Raw genomic sequence first — 17,175 nt, forward strand, 5'->3', positions numbered from 1 at the left:
GCCAACGGCATCATGCACGTCGGCGCGAAGGACCTCGGCACCGGCCGGGAGCAGAAGATGACCGTCACCGGCGGCTCCTCGCTGCCCAAGGACGACATCGACCGCATGATCCGGGAAGCCGAGCAGCATGCGGAGGAGGACCGCCGCCGCAAGGAGGCCGCCGAGACCCGCAACCAGGGCGAGCAACTCCTCTACAGCACCGAGAAGTTCCTCACCGAAAACCAGGACAAGGTCCCGGCCGACGTGAAGAACGAGGTGGAGACGGCCCTGACGGAGCTGAAGGAGAAGCTCAAGGGCGAGGACACCGCCGCGATCCGCGCGGCGAGCGACAAGGTCGCCCAGGTCAGCCAGAAACTGGGCCAGGCCATCTACGCCCAGACCGCCCCCGGCGCACCAGGCGGCGGCGCAACCGGCACCCAGGGCGAGGAAGGAGAGGAGGTCGTGGACGCCGAGATCGTGGACGAGGACGAGCACAAGGGAGGCGCCGCATGACCACCGTCGACCGGCAGGCGTGGCCAACTCCGGGACTCCGACGGGCCGTTCAAAGCTGAGCCGTGAGGGCGATCAGCAGCGCGGCCAGCCCCACGGCCAGCCAGGCGACGTAGTCGCCGAGCAGTCCCGAGTGCAGCCAGCGCAGCGGCAGGACGGTCGCCCGGTACAGCCCGCCGGTGCCGCGCCTGGGGTCGCGCCGGATGGCGGCGGTGGCGAAACCGACGGCCAGCAGGGTGGAGAGCAGGCCCAGTCCGATGCCGGAGGCCGTCCACCAGGCCTCGGGAGCCGCCGGGGCCGGCCCGCCCGGCCCGCCGAGGGTCTCGGTGAGGTAGCCGGCCCGGTCGGTGAAGGCCGTCGCCGCGGCCGCCAGGGCCCGTCCGACGCCCGGCACCACGCCCACGGCCAGGCAGCCGACGAGCAGCAGTGCCGGCACGAGGAGCATCGGTGCCGGCGGTCGCCGGCCCGGTTCGCGGATCTCCGGCTCCTCGCCCTCGCCGGTGGTCGCCGCCACCTCGGGGTGCTCGGACGGTGGGGCGCCGAGCCCGCCGAAGACCCGCAGTCCGGCGCGCAGCACCGCGCCGCCGGTGAGTGCGGAGACCAGGACGAAGACCACCGGCAGCCAGCCGCCCCAGTGCCCGGCGGCCTCCTCGGTGACGGCCTTGCCGAGCCCGGTGCCGAACGGCGGTAGCCCGGCCAGGGCGAGCGCGCCGAGGACGAACAGCAGCCCGATGAGGCGGAGTTCGCGGGCCCGGCCGTGCAGCCCGTGCTCGTCGACCGAGCCGTACCGGTCGAGCAGCACGCCGGTGAGGCCGAACAGCGCCGCCTTGGCGCCCGCGTGGCCGGCCACGTACACGGCCGCGCCGGTCAGCCCGGCCGGTTCGAGCAGCGCGGCGCCGATCAGGAACAGGCCGACGTGCCCGACGGTGGAGAAGGCGAGCATCCGCTTCAGGTGGCGCTGCTGCCAGCACATCACGGCGCCGACCAGCGCCGTCAGCACGCCCGCGGCGAGCAGGGTGTCGCGGACCACGGCGTCGGGCAGGCCGCCCGCCCCGGCGAAGACCACGCGGTGGATCCGCGTCACCCCGTAGACGCCCAGTTCGACCATCACCCCGGACAGCAGCATGCACACCGGGCTGGGCGCCACCGCGTGGGCGTCCGGCAGCCAGAAGTGGAAGGGCGCCGACGCGGCCTTCACCAGCGGACCGGCCAGGACCAGGACGAACGCGACGACGACCAGGGCGTCCCGGCCGTGCCCCGCGGCGGCGCGCTGGTCCAGCGCGGCGCCGATCTGGGCGAGGCCGAGTTCGCCGGTCCGGGCGTAGAGCAGGCCGATGCCGAGCAGCGAGAGGTACGCGGCGGCCGAGTTGACCAGCCCGAAGGCGAGCGCGCCGTGCAGCGGACGCGGGTCCTCGATCCGGTAGCCGGTCAGCGCGTAGGCGACGGCGCCCATCAGCTCGAAGAAGACGAAGGCGTCGAAGAGGTCCCCGGTGAGCGCGAAGCCGCACATCCCGGCCTCGAAGAGCAGCAGCAGGGCGGGGAAGACCCCGCCGTGTTCACCGGAGGGCTCGTCGAAGTAGCGCCAGGCGTAGCAGACCACTGCGAGGACGAGCACGGCCACGAGCAGGGCGAGGCCGGTGCCGAGGCGGTCGGCGACCAGCACGATGCCGACGCTGTGGCCGCCGCGCGGGGTCCAGCCGCCGAGCCAGGACACCGCCCGGCCGTCCGGTGCGGTCCGCGCCCACAACAGGGCCAGGCAGGCCACGTCGGCGGCGGCCCAGACGGCGGCCAGCGCGTCGCGGCCCGGGCGGGGCAGCCGGCGGCCGGCGACGGCCAGCACGGCGGCGCCGAGCAGCGGAATGGCGACGGCCAGCGGCAGCAGGTCGGCGGTGCCCAGCGGATCAGGGGTGCTCACCGGCGCCTCACCCGCGCAGCCCGGTCAGGTCCTCCGGGTCCACCGTGCCGTGCCGCTTGCGCAGTTGGATGACCAGGGACAGCAGCAGCGCGGTGACGGTCGCCCCGACCACGATGTCGGTCAGAACGAGCGCTTGGACCACCGGGTCGACCACCGGCGCGTCGGTCGGCAGGTCGGAGAAGACCGGCGCGGTGGCGCCGTTGCCTCGGTAGCCGATGGCGAGCAGCAGCACGTAGGTGGAGGACTGGGCGACGGCCAGGCAGCCGACCGCCTGCACCAGGTTGCGGCTGGTCACCAGGCCGTACAGTCCGGCGAGCAGGATCCAGCCGGCGGCCAGGTAGGGGAAGTAGTTCATGCGCCCGCCTCGCTTCGCTCGGCGGTCGCTTCGCTCGGCGGTCGCTTCGCGAAATGCGCACCTCTTGATGGTTCGCTCGCTCCGCTCGCTCACTGACGCTCCCCGCGAGGGACGATCTCGACCGCCTGGTCCAGGAAGTGCGCCAGCAGGACCACCACGCCCGAGGCGACCTCGACCCCGACGGCGGCGTTGATCACCGCCACCAGTCCGCTGGAGGACAGCTGGTTGAAGGTGCCGAGCGGCAGGGTGTTGGCGAGGTAACCGGCGCCCTGGGCGAGGCCGATCAGTCCGAGCGCGGCGTAGCTGCCGGCCGCGATCGCGTCCGCCACGTCCAGCACGGCCAGCGGGCGGACCCGCTTGAGCACCAGGTAGTCGGCGGCGACGTAGGCCAGGTGCAGGGCGGTGGCCACTGCGACGCCGCCCTGGAAGCCGCCGCCGGGGCTCAACTGGCCGTGGGCGACGAGGTATCCGCCGACCAGCAGGGTGACCGGCAGCAGGGTGGTGCCGAACAGCCGGGTGGTGGGCAGCACGGGTTCGGCGGCGGCGCGGCGCTTGCGCTCGTCCCGGGCCAGCCGCAGCAGCATGCCGGCGCCGAGCACCGAGCCGAACAGGATGGACTCCTCGCCGAGGGTGTCGAAGGCGCGCTGGTCGAAGTTGACGGAGGTGACGATGTTGGCCGTCCGCCGGGCCAGCCCGGCGGCCACCGCCCGTTCGCCGTACGGATGTCGACTGCCGCCGAAGCCGGGCAGCTCGGTCGCGGCGGTGATCAGGGCGGCGGCGAGGATGGTGGCGGCGGTCAGGAACAGCCCCAGCCGGGTGGTGCGGCTCACTCGGTGCGGTCCGAGGATTCTTCCGAGTGCTCCTGGCGGCGCACCCGGCGGACGGTCAGCAGGATCAGCAGCGGGGTGATCGCGCTGCCGACGCCGAGCTGGGAGAGCGCGACGTCGGGCGCCTGGAGCACGGTGAACAGCAGGGCGAGGCAAAGCCCGAGCAGGGCGAGGACGGCGGCCTGCCGGACCGGGTCGCGGGTGAGCGCGGCGGCGGTCGCGGTGACGGCGGTGAGCAGCAGGGCGATCAGGGTCAGGGCGTTGGTCACCGCTGGGCCTCCCGCTGGGCCGTCTCCCGCTGGCCGCGCACGGTGGCGCGTGCGACGGCCATCGTGGTGACGGTGCCGCCGACGGCCAGCAGCAGGCCGATCACCAGCAGCTTGACGGCCGCCCGTCCCGGCCCGGTGTCCACCGCGAGGGCGAGCGCGACCAGCGGCGCGCCGAGGGTGGCGGCGGGGGAGAGGGCGTGCAGCCGCAGGTAGGGGCCGGGCAGCACGGCGAGGGCGAGGGCGGCGAGCAGCAGCGCGGTGGTGCCGGCCACCAGCAGGACCAGCGCGAGGGTGTGCCGGGGCGTCACCGCTGCCTCCCGGCCAGGAAGCGGGTGAAGACCAGCGTTCCGGCGGGCGCCAGCACCGCGAGGTCCAGCGCCAGGTCGGTGTACGAGGTGCGGCTGAACCCCTGGGCGAGCAGCAGCAGGACGACGGAGGTGGTCGTCGCGGCGAGGTTGAGCCCGGCCAGCCGTTGCTGGGGTGAGCCGCGCAGGCCGAGCAGCAGGCAGGGGCCGACCCCGCCGGTGGCCAGCAGGGCCGCCGCGAGCAGCCAGGCGTTCACTCCTCGGCTCCGGTCAACGCCCGCTCCAGCGCGGAGAGTTCATCGCCCAGGGTGTGGACGGTCAGCTCGCCGTCCCGGCTCTCCACCGCGAACGCTCCGGGCGTCGCGGACAGCAGCGCCGCGCCCCAGGCCGCCCCGGTGCCGGGGGCGAGCCGCACGGTGCGGAACCCGCCGTGCCGGCGGCCGGGTGAGAGCACGGCGAGCGCCAGCCGGCCGGTGTCGGCCAGCAGGGCCCACGGGAACGCCCACAGCGCCCGCGCCAACCGGGCCGCTCCGCCGACAGTCGCTCCGGAGGCGCGTCGGACGGCCACCGCACCCATCGCCCCGAGGAGCGCCACACCGCCGCCCACCGCGACCTCCAGCGGTGGCACCGAGCTGATCAGCACGATGTTCAGCAACAGCAACACCCCCCACCAGAGCAGGAGTTCGAGCGCCGTCCGCATCGCACCACCCCCGAGTGGGTCGTCACCTCGCCCGCCACCGCGGCGGGCGGCCCCCAGGTGTACCGTCCGGTCGGCGCACGCGTCCCGCACGCAACGCCGCAGCACGCGCGATCGCCGCGCCGGACCACCCGTTCGCCGGACGGCGGGCCGGAAAGCTCCGATGATCGGCCCGGCCCGTGCGGCCGTGCGACTGCTACTGCTGGTGCCGCTTCGGCTTCGGCTCGTGGGCCGGCTCCGTCACCTTGAACTCCGGGCCGTCCTGCGGCCCCTTCTCCTCTTCGTGTGCCGGTGGCGGACTGCCCTCACCGGTCATCCGGGACTCCGGTGTCTCGACCGGCTCCGGCGGGTCCTTCGGCACGGGGTTGCGCATGGTGCTCATCGCGTTCGCCTCCTCGGAGCGGTACCGGACGGCCGGTCGGCTGGGCGGCCGGTCGGCCACGCGGACGTCGCGGCTCCACGCTGGTGCTCGCTCCGGCCGGGCCGACGGGCCGCCCGGTACCCCGGACTCAGTCCTTCCCGACGTCCTTGATCTTCTCGCCGGCCTGCTTGAGGTCGCTCTTCATCTGCTTGCCCCGGCCCTTGGCCGTGACGACCGGGTCGTCCAGGGCCTTCCCGGCGGCTTCCTTGGCCTTTCCCTGGCCCTTCTCGGCGATGTTGCGCAGCTTCTCCTCGGTACCCATGGGGTGGGCTCCTCTCGTCCGTCCGATGGCGGGGCCGGGTCATAGTCCCAGCGCCGCGTGTGCCCGGGACACGGGCTTCCACACGAGTCGGCGGCCACCAACCCTCCGTCGGGCTCAGCCCTCGGTCGGGCTCAGCCCTCGGCAGGGTCGGCATGGGCGGGAAGACCCGGGGTAGCCCGTCCGTGCGGACCGATGAGGACCACCGGGCCGTCCGGATGGGCCAGCCGGTACGGCCGTCCGCCGTCGAGCGCGAGCGGTGGTGTCCCGGTGCCCGTGGTACCGCCCCGGGCCTGGCTGGTGACCTCTTCAGGACGCCGTGGGCTCGTTGTGGGCCCGCCCCGCCCGGCGTCCGAGGGTGGTGAGCCGGTGGACCGGGCCACCGCGCGGATGCCGGGCGGCGGCCCGTAGCCCCGGCACGCCGTGCTCCGGGGCACCGCCGGCTGACGGCAGCAGCCGCGCGGCCAGGCTGAGCAGTCGGTTGGTGGTGGCGGGTGCCACGCCGTGGGCGAGTACGGCGGCCTTGGCCGGCGGCGTCAGCACCAGCTCGCGCCGCCCGTTCTCGACCGCCCGGACGATCCGCCGCGCGGCCCGCCCGGCGTCCATCGACACCAGCGGCAGGGACGCGGCGGTGGCGAACCAGGCGTACTCGCTGGCCGCCTGCCCGGCGAACTCGGCGGCCGTGTGCGAGCCCGTACGCATCAGCCCCGGCAGCACGGTGGTGACGCGGATGCCGTACTGCGCCAGCTCCGCCGCCAGCCCCTCCGAGAGACCGGTCAGCGCGAACTTGGCGGTCACGTACGGCAGCAGATGCGGAGCCGGGATCCGGCCGCCGATCGAGCTGATCATGACGATCGAGCCCGCGCCGCGGGCCCGCATCGAGGGCAGTACCGCCTGGACCAGCCGCAGCGGTGCCATCGTCATCAGCTCGTGCGCCCGCCGGAAGTCCTGCTCCTGCATCGCCGAGGCCGGACCGACCTGGATCAGGCCGGCGTTGTTGACCAACAGGTCCACCTCGGCGCCGAAACGCTCCCGCACGGCCGCGAGCAGTCGCCCGGGCGCCTCCGGATCCATCAGGTCGCAGGCCGTCGCGGCCACCTCGCCCGGCCGTCCGCGCAGCTGCCGCAGCGCCCGCTCCAGCGCCGGTTCGTCCCGGCCGCACAGCATCACGGCGCAGCCCCGCTCGGCCAGTTCCCCCGCGATCAACAGCCCCAGCCCCCGGGAGGAGCCGGTCACCAGCGCCGTCCGTCCGGCCAGCACACCCATCGCCCGCGCCCTCCTCGCTCCGGGAAGTCCGACGTCGGCGCGTGTGTCCGGCCGGTCCGCGCGCAAACCCCGGGGTGGCCAGCGCATCGGCGCTGAGGGGTGATCAGCCGGCGGCCGGACGGGCCCAGGCGAGCAGCCGTTCGCGCGGCCAGGTGGTGACCAGCCGTTCGGGCGGGAGGCCGAAGCGGGCCGCACGGGCGTAGCCGGAGGTGAGCCAGTGGAGTTGTTCGGGGGCGTGGGCGTCGGTGTCGACGGCGAACAGGCAGCCTGCGTCGGCGGCCAGGCGCAGCAGGTCGTCGGGCGGGTCGCGGCGTTCGGGGCGGCAGTTGATCTCCACCGCCGTCCCGGCGGCGGCGCAGGCGGCGAACACCGCCTCGGCGTCGAAGCGGGAGGGCGGCCGGCCGCGGCCGGTGACGATCCGGCCGGTGCAGTGCCCGAGGATGTTGGTGCGCGGGTTGCGGACCGCCGCCAGCATCCTGGCCGTCATCGGTTCCGGGTCCGCGCGCAGCTTGGAGTGGACCGAGGCCACCACCACGTCGAGCCGGCCGAGCAGTCCGGGTTCCTGGTCGAGCGAGCCGTCCTCGAGGATGTCGCACTCGATCCCGGTCAGCAGCCGGAAGGACCCGTCGCGGGCGTTGCACGCCGCGACCACGTCGAGCTGGTGCCGGAGCCGTTCGGGGCTGAGACCGTGGGCGATGGTCAGCCGGGGCGAGTGGTCGGTGAGGACGGCCCATTGGTGGCCGAGCGCGCGGGCGGCCTCGGCCATCTCCTCGATCGGGTGGCCGCCGTCGGACCAGTCGGAGTGCAGGTGGCAGTCGCCCCGCGCGGCCGCGAGCAGGCCCCAGCCGGCCCGGGCGGCAGGCCCGGCCGCGGTCTCCAGCCGGGCGAGGTAGGACGGGGTCGTGCCGGCGGCGGCCTGGGCGATCACCTCGGCGGTGACCGGCCCGACGCCCGGCAGGCGGCGGGCGCGTGCGGCGTCCACCGGCCCGGGCGGCAGGGCGCGGACCGCGTCGGCGGCGGTGTGGAAGGCCCGCACCCGGTAGGGCGAGGCGTCGTTCCACTCCAGTAGGAAGGCGATCCGGCGCAGCGCCGTTGCCGGGTCCATGACGGCCCACGAGGCCGGCGGGCGGCCTCGGTCACCGTCCCCGCGCGAGCGCGCGGGCGGCGGCGCCGGCGAGGACGGCGCCGCCGGCGGCGAGCAGGCCGTGGTGCTGGGAGGCCCAGAGCTGGGCGCTGTGTTCGCGGGCCTCGCCGTCGAAGCGGCCGTGGGCGCCGTGGTCATGGGAGGCGTCGCCCGGGGCCCAGAGGTTGGCCCGCTCCTCCGGGGGGCGCGGCCCGTCGTCCTGCTGGGAGTCGATGCCGGTGCGGGCGAGGTAGCGGTCGAGCAGACCGGGGGCGAGCGCGTTGGCGACCAGGGTGGCCGCGGTGCTGCCGCCGACCCAGTACTCGCGCCGCCCGGGGTGGTCGGCGGCGTAGCGGACGGCGCGGGCGGCCAGTTCGGGCTGGTGGACGGGCGGGACGGGCCGGGCCCGGCCGCGCAGCCGGTTGAGCACCCAGTCGAACTGCGGGGTGTTGACCGCGGGCAACTGCACCATGGTCACCCGTACGCCCGACCCGCTGGCCAGCAGCTCGCAGCGCAGCGCCTCGTGCCAGCCCTGGATGGCGTGCTTGGCGCCGCTGTAGGCGGTCTGCAGCGGGATGCCGCGGTAGGCGATCGCGGAGCCGACCTGCACGATGGTGCCCCGGTCGCGCGGCAGCATCCGGCGCAGTGCGGCCCGGGTGGCGTTGACGTAGCCGAGGTAGGTGACCTCGGTGACCCGACGGAACTCCTCGGCGCTGATCTCGGTGAAGGGCGCGAACACCGACACGAAGGCGTCGTTGACCCAGACGTCGATCGGGCCGAACTCCGCCTCGGCGCGGGCCGCTGCCGCCTCGCAGGCCTCCGGGTCGGAGACGTCCGCCAGGATGGTGCGCACCGGCGAGCCGGCTGTCTGGGCCTCGGCGGAGGCCGCGCGCAGTCCGGCGATGCCACGGGCGATCAGCACCAGCTGGTCGCCGTCGGTGGCGAACGCCCGGACGCAGGCCCGGCCGACTCCGGCGGTGGCGCCGGTGATGACCACGGTTCGGGGCTTGGAACGCGTACGGATCCTCATGGCGGGCGTCTTGCCGGGCTTCCGGTGGCGAAACGTCACGGGCCGTCGTCGCCGTCGTCGCCGTTCTGGCCGTTCTGACCGTTCTGACCGTCGTGGCCGTCGTGGCCGTCCGGGGGTCCGCCGTTGCGCCAGTGCAGGTGCCCGAGCGGCAGCAGCAACCAGCAGGAGGCGAACCACAGCATGACGACGGCGGTGATCCAGCCGGAGACCGCTGAGCCGGTCGCCACCCGCAGCAGGAGCAGCAGGGCCGAGCCGATGGTCAGGGCCAGCAGTACCAGCCCGATGGCCACCAACCGGGCTGCGGCGTCCACCAGTTGGGGCTTCAGGCGGCGCCCGGCGAAGATCCGGTGGTAGGTGACGGGGGAGGTCAGCGCGCCGGTGGCGAGCGCCCCGAGCACGACGGTGGCCACATACAGCCCCCGGTCGAAGCCGCCGAGTTGGGCGAAGCGCGGCATGAAGACCACGCTCAACAGGAAGCCGAAGAGGATCTGCGAGCCGGTCTGGGCGACCCGGACCTCCTGGAGCAGCTCGCTCCAGCGCCGGTCCGCCCGTTCCTCGGGCGACTCCTGACGGCCGACCCGGGGCCGTGGAGCGTGGCCGTCGCGGCCGGTGTTCGGCGCCGCCATGTGATCGCCTCCGCTCCTCCCGTCGGCGCGTGTAGCCGCGACCGGGCGGGGCAAACGCGGGGCATGGACGAGGAGCACGTGGCCTGCCCGGCCGCACCCGGGTCGGTCGGCGAGAACTCGACCGTCCGCCCCGTGCGGCACGGTGGTCGGGACGGCGCGGCGCCGTCCCGACCGGTGCTCCTGGCTGGGGACCCGATCGCGGTGGAGGGCCGGCGGGACGGCGGGGGTCTGTGGATCGCGGTGGAGCGCGAGGGACCGGTGCGGATCGTCCATGTCGCCGGGGAGCTGGAACTCGCGGGCCTGCGCCCTGTCGTGGCGCGGCTGTTCGCGGTCACCGGGGTCGACCCCGTGCTGCGGATCCATCCCGATTTCGGGGCCGCGCGGGCCCAGCCCGATTCGTTGCCGGAGCCGGAGTCGAAGCGCAGCCACTCGTCGGAGCCCGGGCGGTCGTCGGAGGAAGAGTCGCCGGAGGAAGTGTCGTCGGCGCACCCGGGCGCTCCGCGGCGCCCGGTGTGAGGAGGCCCGGCATGGACCGTACCGGGCGAGGACGACCGGGGGGCGCCGGAGAGACCAGGCGGCTCGCGTTCGAGGGCAGCGAGGGCGCGGTGCAGCGCAGCCGTGAGTTCAGCCGTGCGGCGCTGTGGTCCTGGCACTGGCTGCCCGCCCTCGACGACGAGCAACGGGCCCGGGCGGAGGACGTCCTGCTGATGGTCTCGGAGCTGGTCACCAACGCCTGTCTGCACGCGCCGGGCGGCCCGCGCGAACTGCGCCTGGACTGGGACGGCATCCGCCTGCGGGTGGAGGTCTCGGACGCCAGCCCGGTGTTGCCGCGGCTGGTGGCCGCCGATGACCCGGGCCGGCCGGGTGGGCACGGCCTGCGAGTGGTCGACCGGCTCGCCCGCGCCTGGGGCGCGGGGCCGGACGACGGGGGAAAGCTGGTCTGGCTGGAGGTGCCGTCCCCGCTCAATCGGCACGCCCGGCTGGACGGCTCCATCCGGCGTGGCTGAGCGGGGCGCAGGGGGTACTCGCAAGCGGGGGGTACTTGGGTGCCGGGGCGCCCCCGGGCCCGGCCCTACTGCTGCCCGGGGTGCGGCTGCGGCGGTGGTGCCGGGTCGGGGTCCGGGTAGGGCGTGGGGTCCGGGAACGGCGGGATGGGCGGAGGCACCGGGTCGGGGCCCTCGCCCGGCCGGGGCGCGGGATTGGGGTGGGGGATCGGCTGGGTGTCCGGATCAGGGGGCGTCGGAACGGTCATGGCGCGCACCTTCGTCGGAAGTCGGAACTCGGAGGTCGGTTCGGTGGCCAGTCTGCTCAGCGGCCGAGCGCATGGGCCAGTTCGCGCTTGTTCATCTTCGAACGGCCCTTGATGTTGCGGTGTTTGGCCTCGTTGTACAGCTGGTCGTAGGTCGGGCCGCCGGAGCCCTTGTGCGAGCGCTGTCCGCCGCGCCGGCCGGACGACATGTCGTGGGTCGAGGTGCGGCTCGCGGACTTGGACTCGCCGTGCCTGGCGCGTTCCTTGTTGACCGTCCGAGCGGCGATCTCCTTGGCCCGCTTCTCGCTCTCGCCCCGGTCGAGCGCGCTCTCCTTGATGTGCTCGTACTGGCGTTCCCGCTTGGGGCTGGATCCTCGGGGCATGGCCGCCCCTCCTCTCGTGGCCCGGCTCTCATGGTCCGGGTGGTCACCTGAGCGCGTACCCGGACGAATCGAAAAAAACCAGTCGAAAACGTGAATTCCCTGTCGTGTGTCGGGTAGAACAACCGTGCGGCGGTTCGCCGGACGAACGGCCGCCGGCACCCGGCCGGGTGCCACCGGGGCCTCACCGCCGACACCGGCCCAGGTCCTGGGGAAGAGCCCCCGATGCGCGAGCGAGAGCCCGCCCGACGTCGCCGGGCGCTCGCCTCGATGCCGAGGAGGACACGTGTCCACCCCCCTGGAAACAGCTCCCCTGGAACAAACGTCCCTGCGAACAACGTCCCTCGAAACAATCCCCCGCGGCGAGCAGGACACCGCCGTGCCCTCGGGCACCCCGCCCGATCTGCCGCCGCAGCTTGATCTGCCGCCGAAACCCACCAGGACCGAACTCCGCGCGATGGGCAAGCTCGAGGCACGTGAACTCAGCGACGCGCTGTTCGAGCGGCTGTCCGGGCTGGCCCGCGAGAGCGCCGCCTACAGCTACGTGCGCGGCACGGTCATCGAGCTCAACATGCCGCTGGTGCGGTTCATCGCCGCCCGCTTCCGGCACCGGGCCGAGGACATGGACGACATCCTCCAGGTGGGCACGATCGGCCTGATCAAGGCCGTCGACGGCTATGACCCGCACCGCGGCGTCGAGTTCGTCACCTACGCGATCCCCACCATCGCCGGCGAGATGAAGCGCTTCTTCCGGGACACCTCCTGGCCGGTCCGGGTTCCGCGCAGCATGCAGGAGCTGTACCTGACGGTGGCCCGCGGCTCGGACCGGCTGGAGCAGCAGCTCGGCCGCCTCCCGCAGCCGGCGGAGATCGCCGATGACCTCCACCTCAGCGTCGAGCAGGCCACCGAGGGCGTGGTGGCGGGCCGGGTCTACCGCCCGAGCTCCCTGGACGCCCTGCGGGACCAGGACAGCGACGAGAGCGGTAGCGCCATGCTGGACCGGCTCGGCGGCTGCGACCCGGGCATCGAACTGGTCGACTTCCGTACCGCCGTGCGCCCCCTGCTCGCCGAACTGCCCGAGCGCGAACAGACCGTGCTCAAACTCCGCTTCTGGGAGGGCCGGACCCAGTCCGAGATCGCGGCGCGCATCGGCGTCTCCCAGATGCACGTCTCCCGGCTGCTGAGCGCCACCCTGACCCGGCTGCGCGAACAACTGGAGGACCGGGACGCGCCCGGCTGGTCCGACGAACCGCCCGAGCCGGACTGACTCTCCCCCTTGCCGAGGTTTCCCGCCCCCCGCACCGGTTAGCCGCCCTCTGCGGGGGGCCGTCGTGTGAAGGGCGTCAAGGAGGAGCACCGTGTCCCCGAAGGTTTCCGACCACATCCTGGAACGACTGCGCGCCTGGGACGTCCAGTACGTCTTCGGCTACCCCGGCGACGGCATCAACGGGCTGCTCGCGGCCTGGGGCCGGGCCGACAACAACCCCGTCTTCGTCCAGGCCCGGCACGAGGAGATGGCCGCGTTCGAGGCCGTCGGCTACGCCAAGTTCGCCGGCCGCACCGGCGTGTGCGCGGCGACCTCGGGCCCGGGCGCCATCCACCTGCTCAACGGGCTGTACGACGCCAAGCTGGACCACGTCCCGGTGGTGGCCGTGGTCGGACAGACCGACCGCAGCGCGATGGGCGGCTCCTACCAGCAGGAGGTCGACCTGCTGAGCCTGTTCAAGGACGTCGCCGCCGAGTACTGCCAGATGGTGACGGTCCCGGAGCAGCTGCCCAACGTGCTCGACCGGGCGATGCGCACCGCCGCCGCCCGGCACACCGTCACCGCCGTGATCGTGCCCGCCGACGTCCAGGAGCTGGACCACAACCCGCCCGAACACGCCTTCAAGATGGTGCCCTCCAGCCTGGGCAGCCCGCACTGGACGGTCGTTCCCGAGGACGACGAGCTGCGCCGGGCCGCCGACGTGCTCAACGCCGGCCGCAAGGTCGCGATGCTGGTCGGCCAGGGCGCCCGCAACGCCCGCGAGCAGGTCGAGCAGACCGCCGAACTGCTCGGCGCGGGCGTCGCCAAGGCGCTGCTCGGCAAGGACGTGCTGCCCGACGTGCTGCCGTACGTCACGGGGTCGATCGGCCTGCTCGGCACCCGCCCCTCGTACGAGCTGATGCGCGACTGCGACACCCTGCTGACCGTCGGCTCGTCCTTCCCGTACACCCAGTTCCTGCCCGAGTTCGGCCAGGCCAGGGCCGTGCAGATCGACCTCGACCCGTTCATGGTCGGGCTTCGCTACCCGTACGAGGTCAACCTGGTCGGCGACGCCGCCCGCACGCTGGACCGGCTGCTGCCGCTGCTGGTCCGCAAGGAGGACCGCGACTGGCAGCGCACCATCTGCGACAACACCGAGCGCTGGTGGGAGGTGATGGAGCGGCGCGCCGAGGTCGAGGCCGATCCGATCAACCCCGAGTACGCCATCCACGCCCTCGACCACCTGCTGCCCGACGACGTCATGGTCACCGCCGACTCCGGCTCCGCCGCCAACTGGTACGCCCGCCACCTGCGCTTCCGCGGCCGGATGCGCGGCTCGCTGTCCGGCACCCTGGCCACCATGGGCCCGGGCGTCCCGTACGCGATCGGCGCCAAGTTCGCCCACCCCGAGCGGCCCGCGATCGCCCTCGTCGGTGACGGCGCGATGCAGATGAACGGCCTGGCCGAGCTGATCACCATCGCCAAGTACTGGCAGCAGTGGGAGGATCCGCGCCTGGTGGTGGCGGTGCTCAACAACCGTGACCTCAACCAGGTCACCTGGGAGATGCGCGCCATGCAGGGCGCCCCGAGCTTCCTGCCCTCCCAGGAGCTCCCCGACGTCGACTACGCCGGCTTCGCCCGCACCCTCGGCCTGGGCGCCGAACGGGCGATCGCGCCGGAGGACGTGCCCGGCGGCTGGCAGCACGCCCTGAACTCCGACCGCCCCTACGTGCTGGAGCTGCGCACCGACCCGGCCGTCCCGCCGATCCCGCCGCACGCCAGCTGGGACCAGATCCAGGCCGCCGCCGCGTCCGTGCTGCGCGGCGACCAGGACCGGGCGGCGATGGTGCGCCAGGGCTTCAAGGCGAAGCTCCAGGAGCTGCTGCCGTCCTTCGGAGGCCGGCATGGCCGGCACTGACCCGCTCCGGCGCGGCACCGCCCTTCTTCGGCGCGGCGCCGAGCTCGCGCTGCGCAACGTCCGAACCGGGCGCTTCCAGCGCTCGCTCGCCCTGGCCACCGGCGCCGGCTCGGTGATCACCGCCGCCGAGATCTACCTGGAGCACGACCGGGCCGGCTTCGGCAACCGCGTCATGTGGTGGCCGGTCTGGCTGGGCCCGGTCGGCGCCGTCGCCGGGGTGGCCGGGGCACTCAACCCCCGGGCCGCCCGCACCCTGCTGCCGGTCGCCTCCGCCGCCATCACCGCCAACGGCCTCCAGGGCACCTGGCTGCACGTGCGCGGCATCGCCGAGAAGCCGGGCGGCTGGGAGATGGCCCGCTACAACGTCGAGATGGGCCCGCCGCTGTTCGCGCCGCTGTTGATGAGCCTGGTCGGAGGGATGGGCCTCGTCGCCGCCGTACTGCGCCGGGAGTCCCGCTATGCCTGAACCGCGCTTCCCCGGCTTCGACGTGTTCTCCCAGGCCCGGTACTGGGACCGCGAGACGGCGGCCGTGGTGGTCTCCCGCACCGGCCCCCAGCCACCGCTGCGCCTCTTCACCCCCGCCGAGGAGGCCACCGCCCGCGCCCTGCTCGACCAACTGCTGGACCACCCCGACGTCCCGCTGCTGCCGATGATCGACGCCCGGCTCGCCGAACTGGAGACCGACGGCTGGCACTACGCCGACATGCCGATGGACGACGAGGCCTGGCGCCGCTCCCTGCACGCCCTGGACGAGGACGCCGACGGCCCGTTCGCCGCGCTCAGCGAGGTCCAACAACGAGCGCTGATCGGCCGGGTCCAGGAACTGGACGGCGAACGCTGGCACGGCCTGCCCGCCCGGCACGTCTGGAGCCTGTGGACCAGGTACGCCTGCACCGCCTACTACTCCCACCCCACCGCCTGGAACGAGATCGGCTTCGGCGGCCCCGCCCACCCGCGCGGCTACCTGCGCCTGGGCGTCGGCCTGCGCGAACCCTGGGAGGTCGCCGACGCCCACCCCCACCCGCCCCGGCCCCCCGACCACCAGCCGCCCAGCCCGGTGCCCCGCGCCACCGACCCCGGCCGGCACTCCCGGCTGCGCGCCGCCGCCGAGACGGTACGGGCCAACGCCGCAGCCGAGCGGGAGGTCCGGCGCACCAACGCCTCCGCCTGGCTGCTGCCCCGCGACGGCCACGGCTTCGACCACACCCTGCGGCGCGACATGCGGCGCCACGCGGACACCGACGAGGTCGACCTGCTGATCGTGGGCTGCGGCGCCGGCGGCGCCACCCTCGCCCAGCGGATGGCCCGCCGGGGCTGGAGCGTCGTGGTGCTGGAGGCCGGCCCGTTCTGGGACCCGCTCACCGACTGGGTGAGCGACGAGGCCTCCTCCCACCACCTGTACTGGACCGAGCCGCGGCTCATCTCCGGTTCCGACCCGGTACCGCTCGGCTCCAACAACTCCGGCCGGGGCGTGGGCGGTTCGATGATCCACTTCGCCGGCTACGCACCCCGCTTCCACCCCTCCGACTTCCGCACCCACAGCCTCGACGGCGTCGGCGCCGACTGGCCGATCGACTACGGCGACCTGCGCGAGTCCTACCGCCGCCTCGAGTACGAACTCCCCGTCGCCGGCCAGTACTGGCCCTGGGGCGAGCCCCACCCCTACCCGCACCCGCCGCACCCCGTCGGCGGCAACGGCGAGGTCTTCCTGCGCGGCGCCGCCGCCCTCGGCATCCAGGCCCGGGTCGGCCCGGTCGCCATCACCAACGGCCGCTTCGGCCGCCGGCCGCACTGCGTCTACCGCGGCTTCTGCCTCCAGGGCTGCAAGGTCAACGCCAAGGCCTCCCCACTGATCACCCACGTCCCCGACGCCCTCGCCCACGGCGCCGAGATCCGCGCCGACTGCATGGCCGCCGCGGTCGAACTCGACGCCGACGGACTCGCCCGCGGCGTCCGCTACTTCCACCACGGCCGCGAACACCTCCAGCTCGCCCGCACCGTCGCCGTCGCCGGCTACGCCATCGAGACCCCGCGGCTGCTGCTCAACTCCGCCTGCCCGCGCTTCCCCGAGGGCCTATGCAACGACCACGACCTGGTCGGCCGCTACGTCATGGTGCAGGGCGCCCCGCAGACCTCCGGCCGCTTCGAGGAGGAGGTCCGCGCCTACAAGGCCCCGCCGCCCGAGGTCTCCACCGAGCAGTACTACGAGACCGACCCCGCCAAGCCCTACCGGCGCGGCTTCACCATCCAGAACATCTCCCCGCTGCCCATCACCTGGGCCGAGCACGTCGTCGCCCAGGGCCACTGGGGCGCCGACCTGCGCGCCTACCTCAGCGACTACGTCCACTGGGCCACCCTCGGCGCGATGGCCGAACTGCTGCCCCAGCCGGACAACCGGGTGACCATCGCCGAGCAGACCGACCGGCACGGGCTGCCGGTCGCCGAGTTCGCCTACTCCCAGTGCGACAACGACCGGATGCTGATCCGGGCAGCCCGCGAGGTGATGGAGTCCATCCTGCGCGCCGCCGGGGCGAGCGAGGTCATCACCATCGACCGATACGCCCACCTGGTCGGCGGCTGCCGGATGGCCGACCACCCCTTCGCCGGCGTCGTCGACCACCGGCTGCGCACCTTCGCCGTACCCAACCTGCTGATCACCGACGGCAGCGTGCTGCCCACTCAGGGCAGCGCCAACCCGGCGCTGACCATCATGGCCCTGGTCGACCGGGCCGCCGGCCTGCTGGCGGCCGGCGAACGCTCCGGACTGCGGGCACCGCCATGAACCGGGCGCCGTCATGA

22 protein-coding genes are annotated in these 17,175 nt (G+C 74.1%); 7 read left to right on the forward strand and 15 right to left on the reverse strand.

Translation table 11 applies throughout. The features are described 5' to 3' along the window. On the forward strand, positions 1–492 hold a 492-nt coding region (locus ACWCYO_RS18070; RefSeq protein ID WP_449784753.1), incomplete at its 5' end, for an Hsp70 family protein. A gap of 49 nt (positions 493–541) precedes the next feature. Here ACWCYO_RS18070 and ACWCYO_RS18075 read toward each other — a convergent pair. From ACWCYO_RS18075 to ACWCYO_RS18135, 13 genes are all read right to left on the reverse strand, one after another. Continuing rightward, a complete protein-coding gene (locus ACWCYO_RS18075) occupies positions 542–2,404 on the reverse strand; it encodes a complex I subunit 5 family protein (RefSeq protein ID WP_449784754.1) in 1,863 nt (620 codons plus the stop codon). Positions 2,405–2,411: 7 nt separating this feature from the next. Then, the gene (locus tag ACWCYO_RS18080; RefSeq protein WP_449784755.1) at positions 2,412–2,759 is read right to left on the reverse strand and encodes a sodium:proton antiporter; all 348 of its coding nucleotides are present in this window, start codon (positions 2,757–2,759) and stop codon (positions 2,412–2,414) included. Positions 2,760–2,848: 89 nt separating this feature from the next. Beyond that, positions 2,849–3,589, reverse strand: a complete 741-nt coding sequence (locus ACWCYO_RS18085; RefSeq protein ID WP_449784756.1) for an MnhB domain-containing protein — start codon at positions 3,587–3,589, stop codon at positions 2,849–2,851. Then, the gene (locus tag ACWCYO_RS18090) at positions 3,586–3,855 is read right to left on the reverse strand and encodes a Na(+)/H(+) antiporter subunit B (RefSeq protein WP_270139828.1); all 270 of its coding nucleotides are present in this window, start codon (positions 3,853–3,855) and stop codon (positions 3,586–3,588) included. The genes ACWCYO_RS18085 and ACWCYO_RS18090 overlap by 4 nt, the downstream gene beginning before the upstream one ends. Next, positions 3,852–4,163, reverse strand: coding sequence for a cation:proton antiporter (locus ACWCYO_RS18095; protein ID WP_270139826.1), 312 nt, complete (start codon positions 4,161–4,163; stop codon positions 3,852–3,854). The genes ACWCYO_RS18090 and ACWCYO_RS18095 overlap by 4 nt, the downstream gene beginning before the upstream one ends. Continuing rightward, the gene (locus ACWCYO_RS18100; RefSeq protein WP_270139824.1) at positions 4,160–4,417 is read right to left on the reverse strand and encodes a monovalent cation/H+ antiporter complex subunit F; all 258 of its coding nucleotides are present in this window, start codon (positions 4,415–4,417) and stop codon (positions 4,160–4,162) included. The genes ACWCYO_RS18095 and ACWCYO_RS18100 overlap by 4 nt, the downstream gene beginning before the upstream one ends. Next, entirely contained in the window at positions 4,414–4,860 is a 447-nt protein-coding gene (locus ACWCYO_RS18105) for a hypothetical protein (RefSeq protein WP_449784757.1), read from the reverse strand. Before ACWCYO_RS18105 ends, ACWCYO_RS18100 begins: the two co-directional genes overlap by 4 nt. 193 nt (positions 4,861–5,053) lie before the next feature. Then, positions 5,054–5,239: a hypothetical protein gene (locus ACWCYO_RS18110; RefSeq protein ID WP_449784758.1), complete on the reverse strand. Its 186-nt coding sequence runs from the start codon at positions 5,237–5,239 to the stop codon at positions 5,054–5,056. Between the two features lie 127 nt (positions 5,240–5,366). After that, on the reverse strand, positions 5,367–5,540 hold the full coding sequence (locus tag ACWCYO_RS18115; protein ID WP_270139820.1) for a CsbD family protein: 174 nt from the start codon (positions 5,538–5,540) through the stop codon (positions 5,367–5,369). Positions 5,541–5,846: 306 nt separating this feature from the next. Beyond that, entirely contained in the window at positions 5,847–6,803 is a 957-nt protein-coding gene (locus ACWCYO_RS18120; RefSeq protein WP_270139818.1) for an SDR family NAD(P)-dependent oxidoreductase, read from the reverse strand. A 103-nt stretch (positions 6,804–6,906) separates the two neighbouring features. Beyond that, a complete protein-coding gene (locus tag ACWCYO_RS18125; RefSeq protein ID WP_449784759.1) occupies positions 6,907–7,908 on the reverse strand; it encodes a PHP domain-containing protein in 1,002 nt (333 codons plus the stop codon). Between the two features lie 31 nt (positions 7,909–7,939). Beyond that, on the reverse strand, positions 7,940–8,956 hold the full coding sequence (locus ACWCYO_RS18130) for an SDR family oxidoreductase (RefSeq protein ID WP_270139815.1): 1,017 nt from the start codon (positions 8,954–8,956) through the stop codon (positions 7,940–7,942). Positions 8,957–8,991: 35 nt separating this feature from the next. Next, positions 8,992–9,582, reverse strand: a complete 591-nt coding sequence (locus ACWCYO_RS18135) for a DUF6328 family protein (protein WP_449784760.1) — start codon at positions 9,580–9,582, stop codon at positions 8,992–8,994. 63 nt (positions 9,583–9,645) lie between these two features. Between ACWCYO_RS18135 and ACWCYO_RS18140 the strand changes: the two genes are divergently transcribed. Continuing rightward, positions 9,646–10,098 (forward strand): hypothetical protein, encoded by a 453-nt coding sequence (locus ACWCYO_RS18140; RefSeq protein WP_449784761.1) that lies wholly within the window; start codon positions 9,646–9,648, stop codon positions 10,096–10,098. 11 nt (positions 10,099–10,109) lie between these two features. Then, a complete protein-coding gene (locus ACWCYO_RS18145) occupies positions 10,110–10,589 on the forward strand; it encodes an ATP-binding protein (RefSeq protein ID WP_270139809.1) in 480 nt (159 codons plus the stop codon). Positions 10,590–10,654: 65 nt separating this feature from the next. Here the strand turns inward: ACWCYO_RS18145 and ACWCYO_RS18150 are convergent, their stop codons facing one another. Together ACWCYO_RS18150 and ACWCYO_RS18155 are read right to left on the reverse strand one after the other, a co-directional pair. Continuing rightward, positions 10,655–10,834, reverse strand: a complete 180-nt coding sequence (locus tag ACWCYO_RS18150; protein ID WP_449784762.1) for a hypothetical protein — start codon at positions 10,832–10,834, stop codon at positions 10,655–10,657. A 56-nt stretch (positions 10,835–10,890) separates the two neighbouring features. Next, positions 10,891–11,214, reverse strand: a complete 324-nt coding sequence (locus ACWCYO_RS18155; protein ID WP_270139807.1) for a plasmid stabilization protein — start codon at positions 11,212–11,214, stop codon at positions 10,891–10,893. Between the two features lie 454 nt (positions 11,215–11,668). On the opposite strand from ACWCYO_RS18155, the gene ACWCYO_RS18160 reads away from it, so the two are divergent. The 4 genes from ACWCYO_RS18160 to ACWCYO_RS18175 all read left to right on the forward strand — a co-directional run bounded on the left by ACWCYO_RS18160 (position 11,669) and on the right by ACWCYO_RS18175 (position 17,158). Further along, positions 11,669–12,478: a SigB/SigF/SigG family RNA polymerase sigma factor gene (locus ACWCYO_RS18160; RefSeq protein WP_449784763.1), complete on the forward strand. Its 810-nt coding sequence runs from the start codon at positions 11,669–11,671 to the stop codon at positions 12,476–12,478. A gap of 91 nt (positions 12,479–12,569) precedes the next feature. Beyond that, positions 12,570–14,375, forward strand: a complete 1,806-nt coding sequence (locus tag ACWCYO_RS18165) for a thiamine pyrophosphate-requiring protein (protein WP_270139803.1) — start codon at positions 12,570–12,572, stop codon at positions 14,373–14,375. After that, entirely contained in the window at positions 14,362–14,841 is a 480-nt protein-coding gene (locus ACWCYO_RS18170; protein WP_270139801.1) for a hypothetical protein, read from the forward strand. The genes ACWCYO_RS18165 and ACWCYO_RS18170 overlap by 14 nt, the downstream gene beginning before the upstream one ends. Next, a complete protein-coding gene (locus ACWCYO_RS18175; protein ID WP_270139799.1) occupies positions 14,834–17,158 on the forward strand; it encodes a GMC family oxidoreductase in 2,325 nt (774 codons plus the stop codon). Before ACWCYO_RS18170 ends, ACWCYO_RS18175 begins: the two co-directional genes overlap by 8 nt. Positions 17,159–17,175 lie beyond the last annotated feature (17 nt).

The organism is Kitasatospora sp. NPDC001683, assembly GCF_053596495.1.

What these genes read in the sequence shown, in the direction of transcription:
- ACWCYO_RS18115 (WP_270139820.1), bottom strand. Translation starts at nt 5,540, where the DNA reads ATGGGTACCGAGGAGAAGCTGCGCAACATCGCCGAGAAGGGCCAGGGA.
- ACWCYO_RS18135 (WP_449784760.1), bottom strand. Translation starts at nt 9,582, where the DNA reads ATGGCGGCGCCGAACACCGGCCGCGACGGCCACGCTCCACGGCCCCGG.
- ACWCYO_RS18140 (WP_449784761.1), top strand. Translation starts at nt 9,646, where the DNA reads ATGGACGAGGAGCACGTGGCCTGCCCGGCCGCACCCGGGTCGGTCGGC.
- ACWCYO_RS18175 (WP_270139799.1), top strand. Translation starts at nt 14,834, where the DNA reads ATGCCTGAACCGCGCTTCCCCGGCTTCGACGTGTTCTCCCAGGCCCGG.
- ACWCYO_RS18155 (WP_270139807.1), bottom strand. Translation starts at nt 11,214, where the DNA reads ATGCCCCGAGGATCCAGCCCCAAGCGGGAACGCCAGTACGAGCACATC.
- ACWCYO_RS18105 (WP_449784757.1), bottom strand. Translation starts at nt 4,860, where the DNA reads ATGCGGACGGCGCTCGAACTCCTGCTCTGGTGGGGGGTGTTGCTGTTG.
- ACWCYO_RS18125 (WP_449784759.1), bottom strand. Translation starts at nt 7,908, where the DNA reads ATGGACCCGGCAACGGCGCTGCGCCGGATCGCCTTCCTACTGGAGTGG.
- ACWCYO_RS18110 (WP_449784758.1), bottom strand. Translation starts at nt 5,239, where the DNA reads ATGAGCACCATGCGCAACCCCGTGCCGAAGGACCCGCCGGAGCCGGTC.
- ACWCYO_RS18080 (WP_449784755.1), bottom strand. Translation starts at nt 2,759, where the DNA reads ATGAACTACTTCCCCTACCTGGCCGCCGGCTGGATCCTGCTCGCCGGA.
- ACWCYO_RS18150 (WP_449784762.1), bottom strand. Translation starts at nt 10,834, where the DNA reads ATGACCGTTCCGACGCCCCCTGATCCGGACACCCAGCCGATCCCCCAC.
- ACWCYO_RS18145 (WP_270139809.1), top strand. Translation starts at nt 10,110, where the DNA reads ATGGACCGTACCGGGCGAGGACGACCGGGGGGCGCCGGAGAGACCAGG.
- ACWCYO_RS18130 (WP_270139815.1), bottom strand. Translation starts at nt 8,956, where the DNA reads ATGAGGATCCGTACGCGTTCCAAGCCCCGAACCGTGGTCATCACCGGC.
- ACWCYO_RS18170 (WP_270139801.1), top strand. Translation starts at nt 14,362, where the DNA reads ATGGCCGGCACTGACCCGCTCCGGCGCGGCACCGCCCTTCTTCGGCGC.
- ACWCYO_RS18160 (WP_449784763.1), top strand. Translation starts at nt 11,669, where the DNA reads ATGGGCAAGCTCGAGGCACGTGAACTCAGCGACGCGCTGTTCGAGCGG.
- ACWCYO_RS18120 (WP_270139818.1), bottom strand. Translation starts at nt 6,803, where the DNA reads ATGGGTGTGCTGGCCGGACGGACGGCGCTGGTGACCGGCTCCTCCCGG.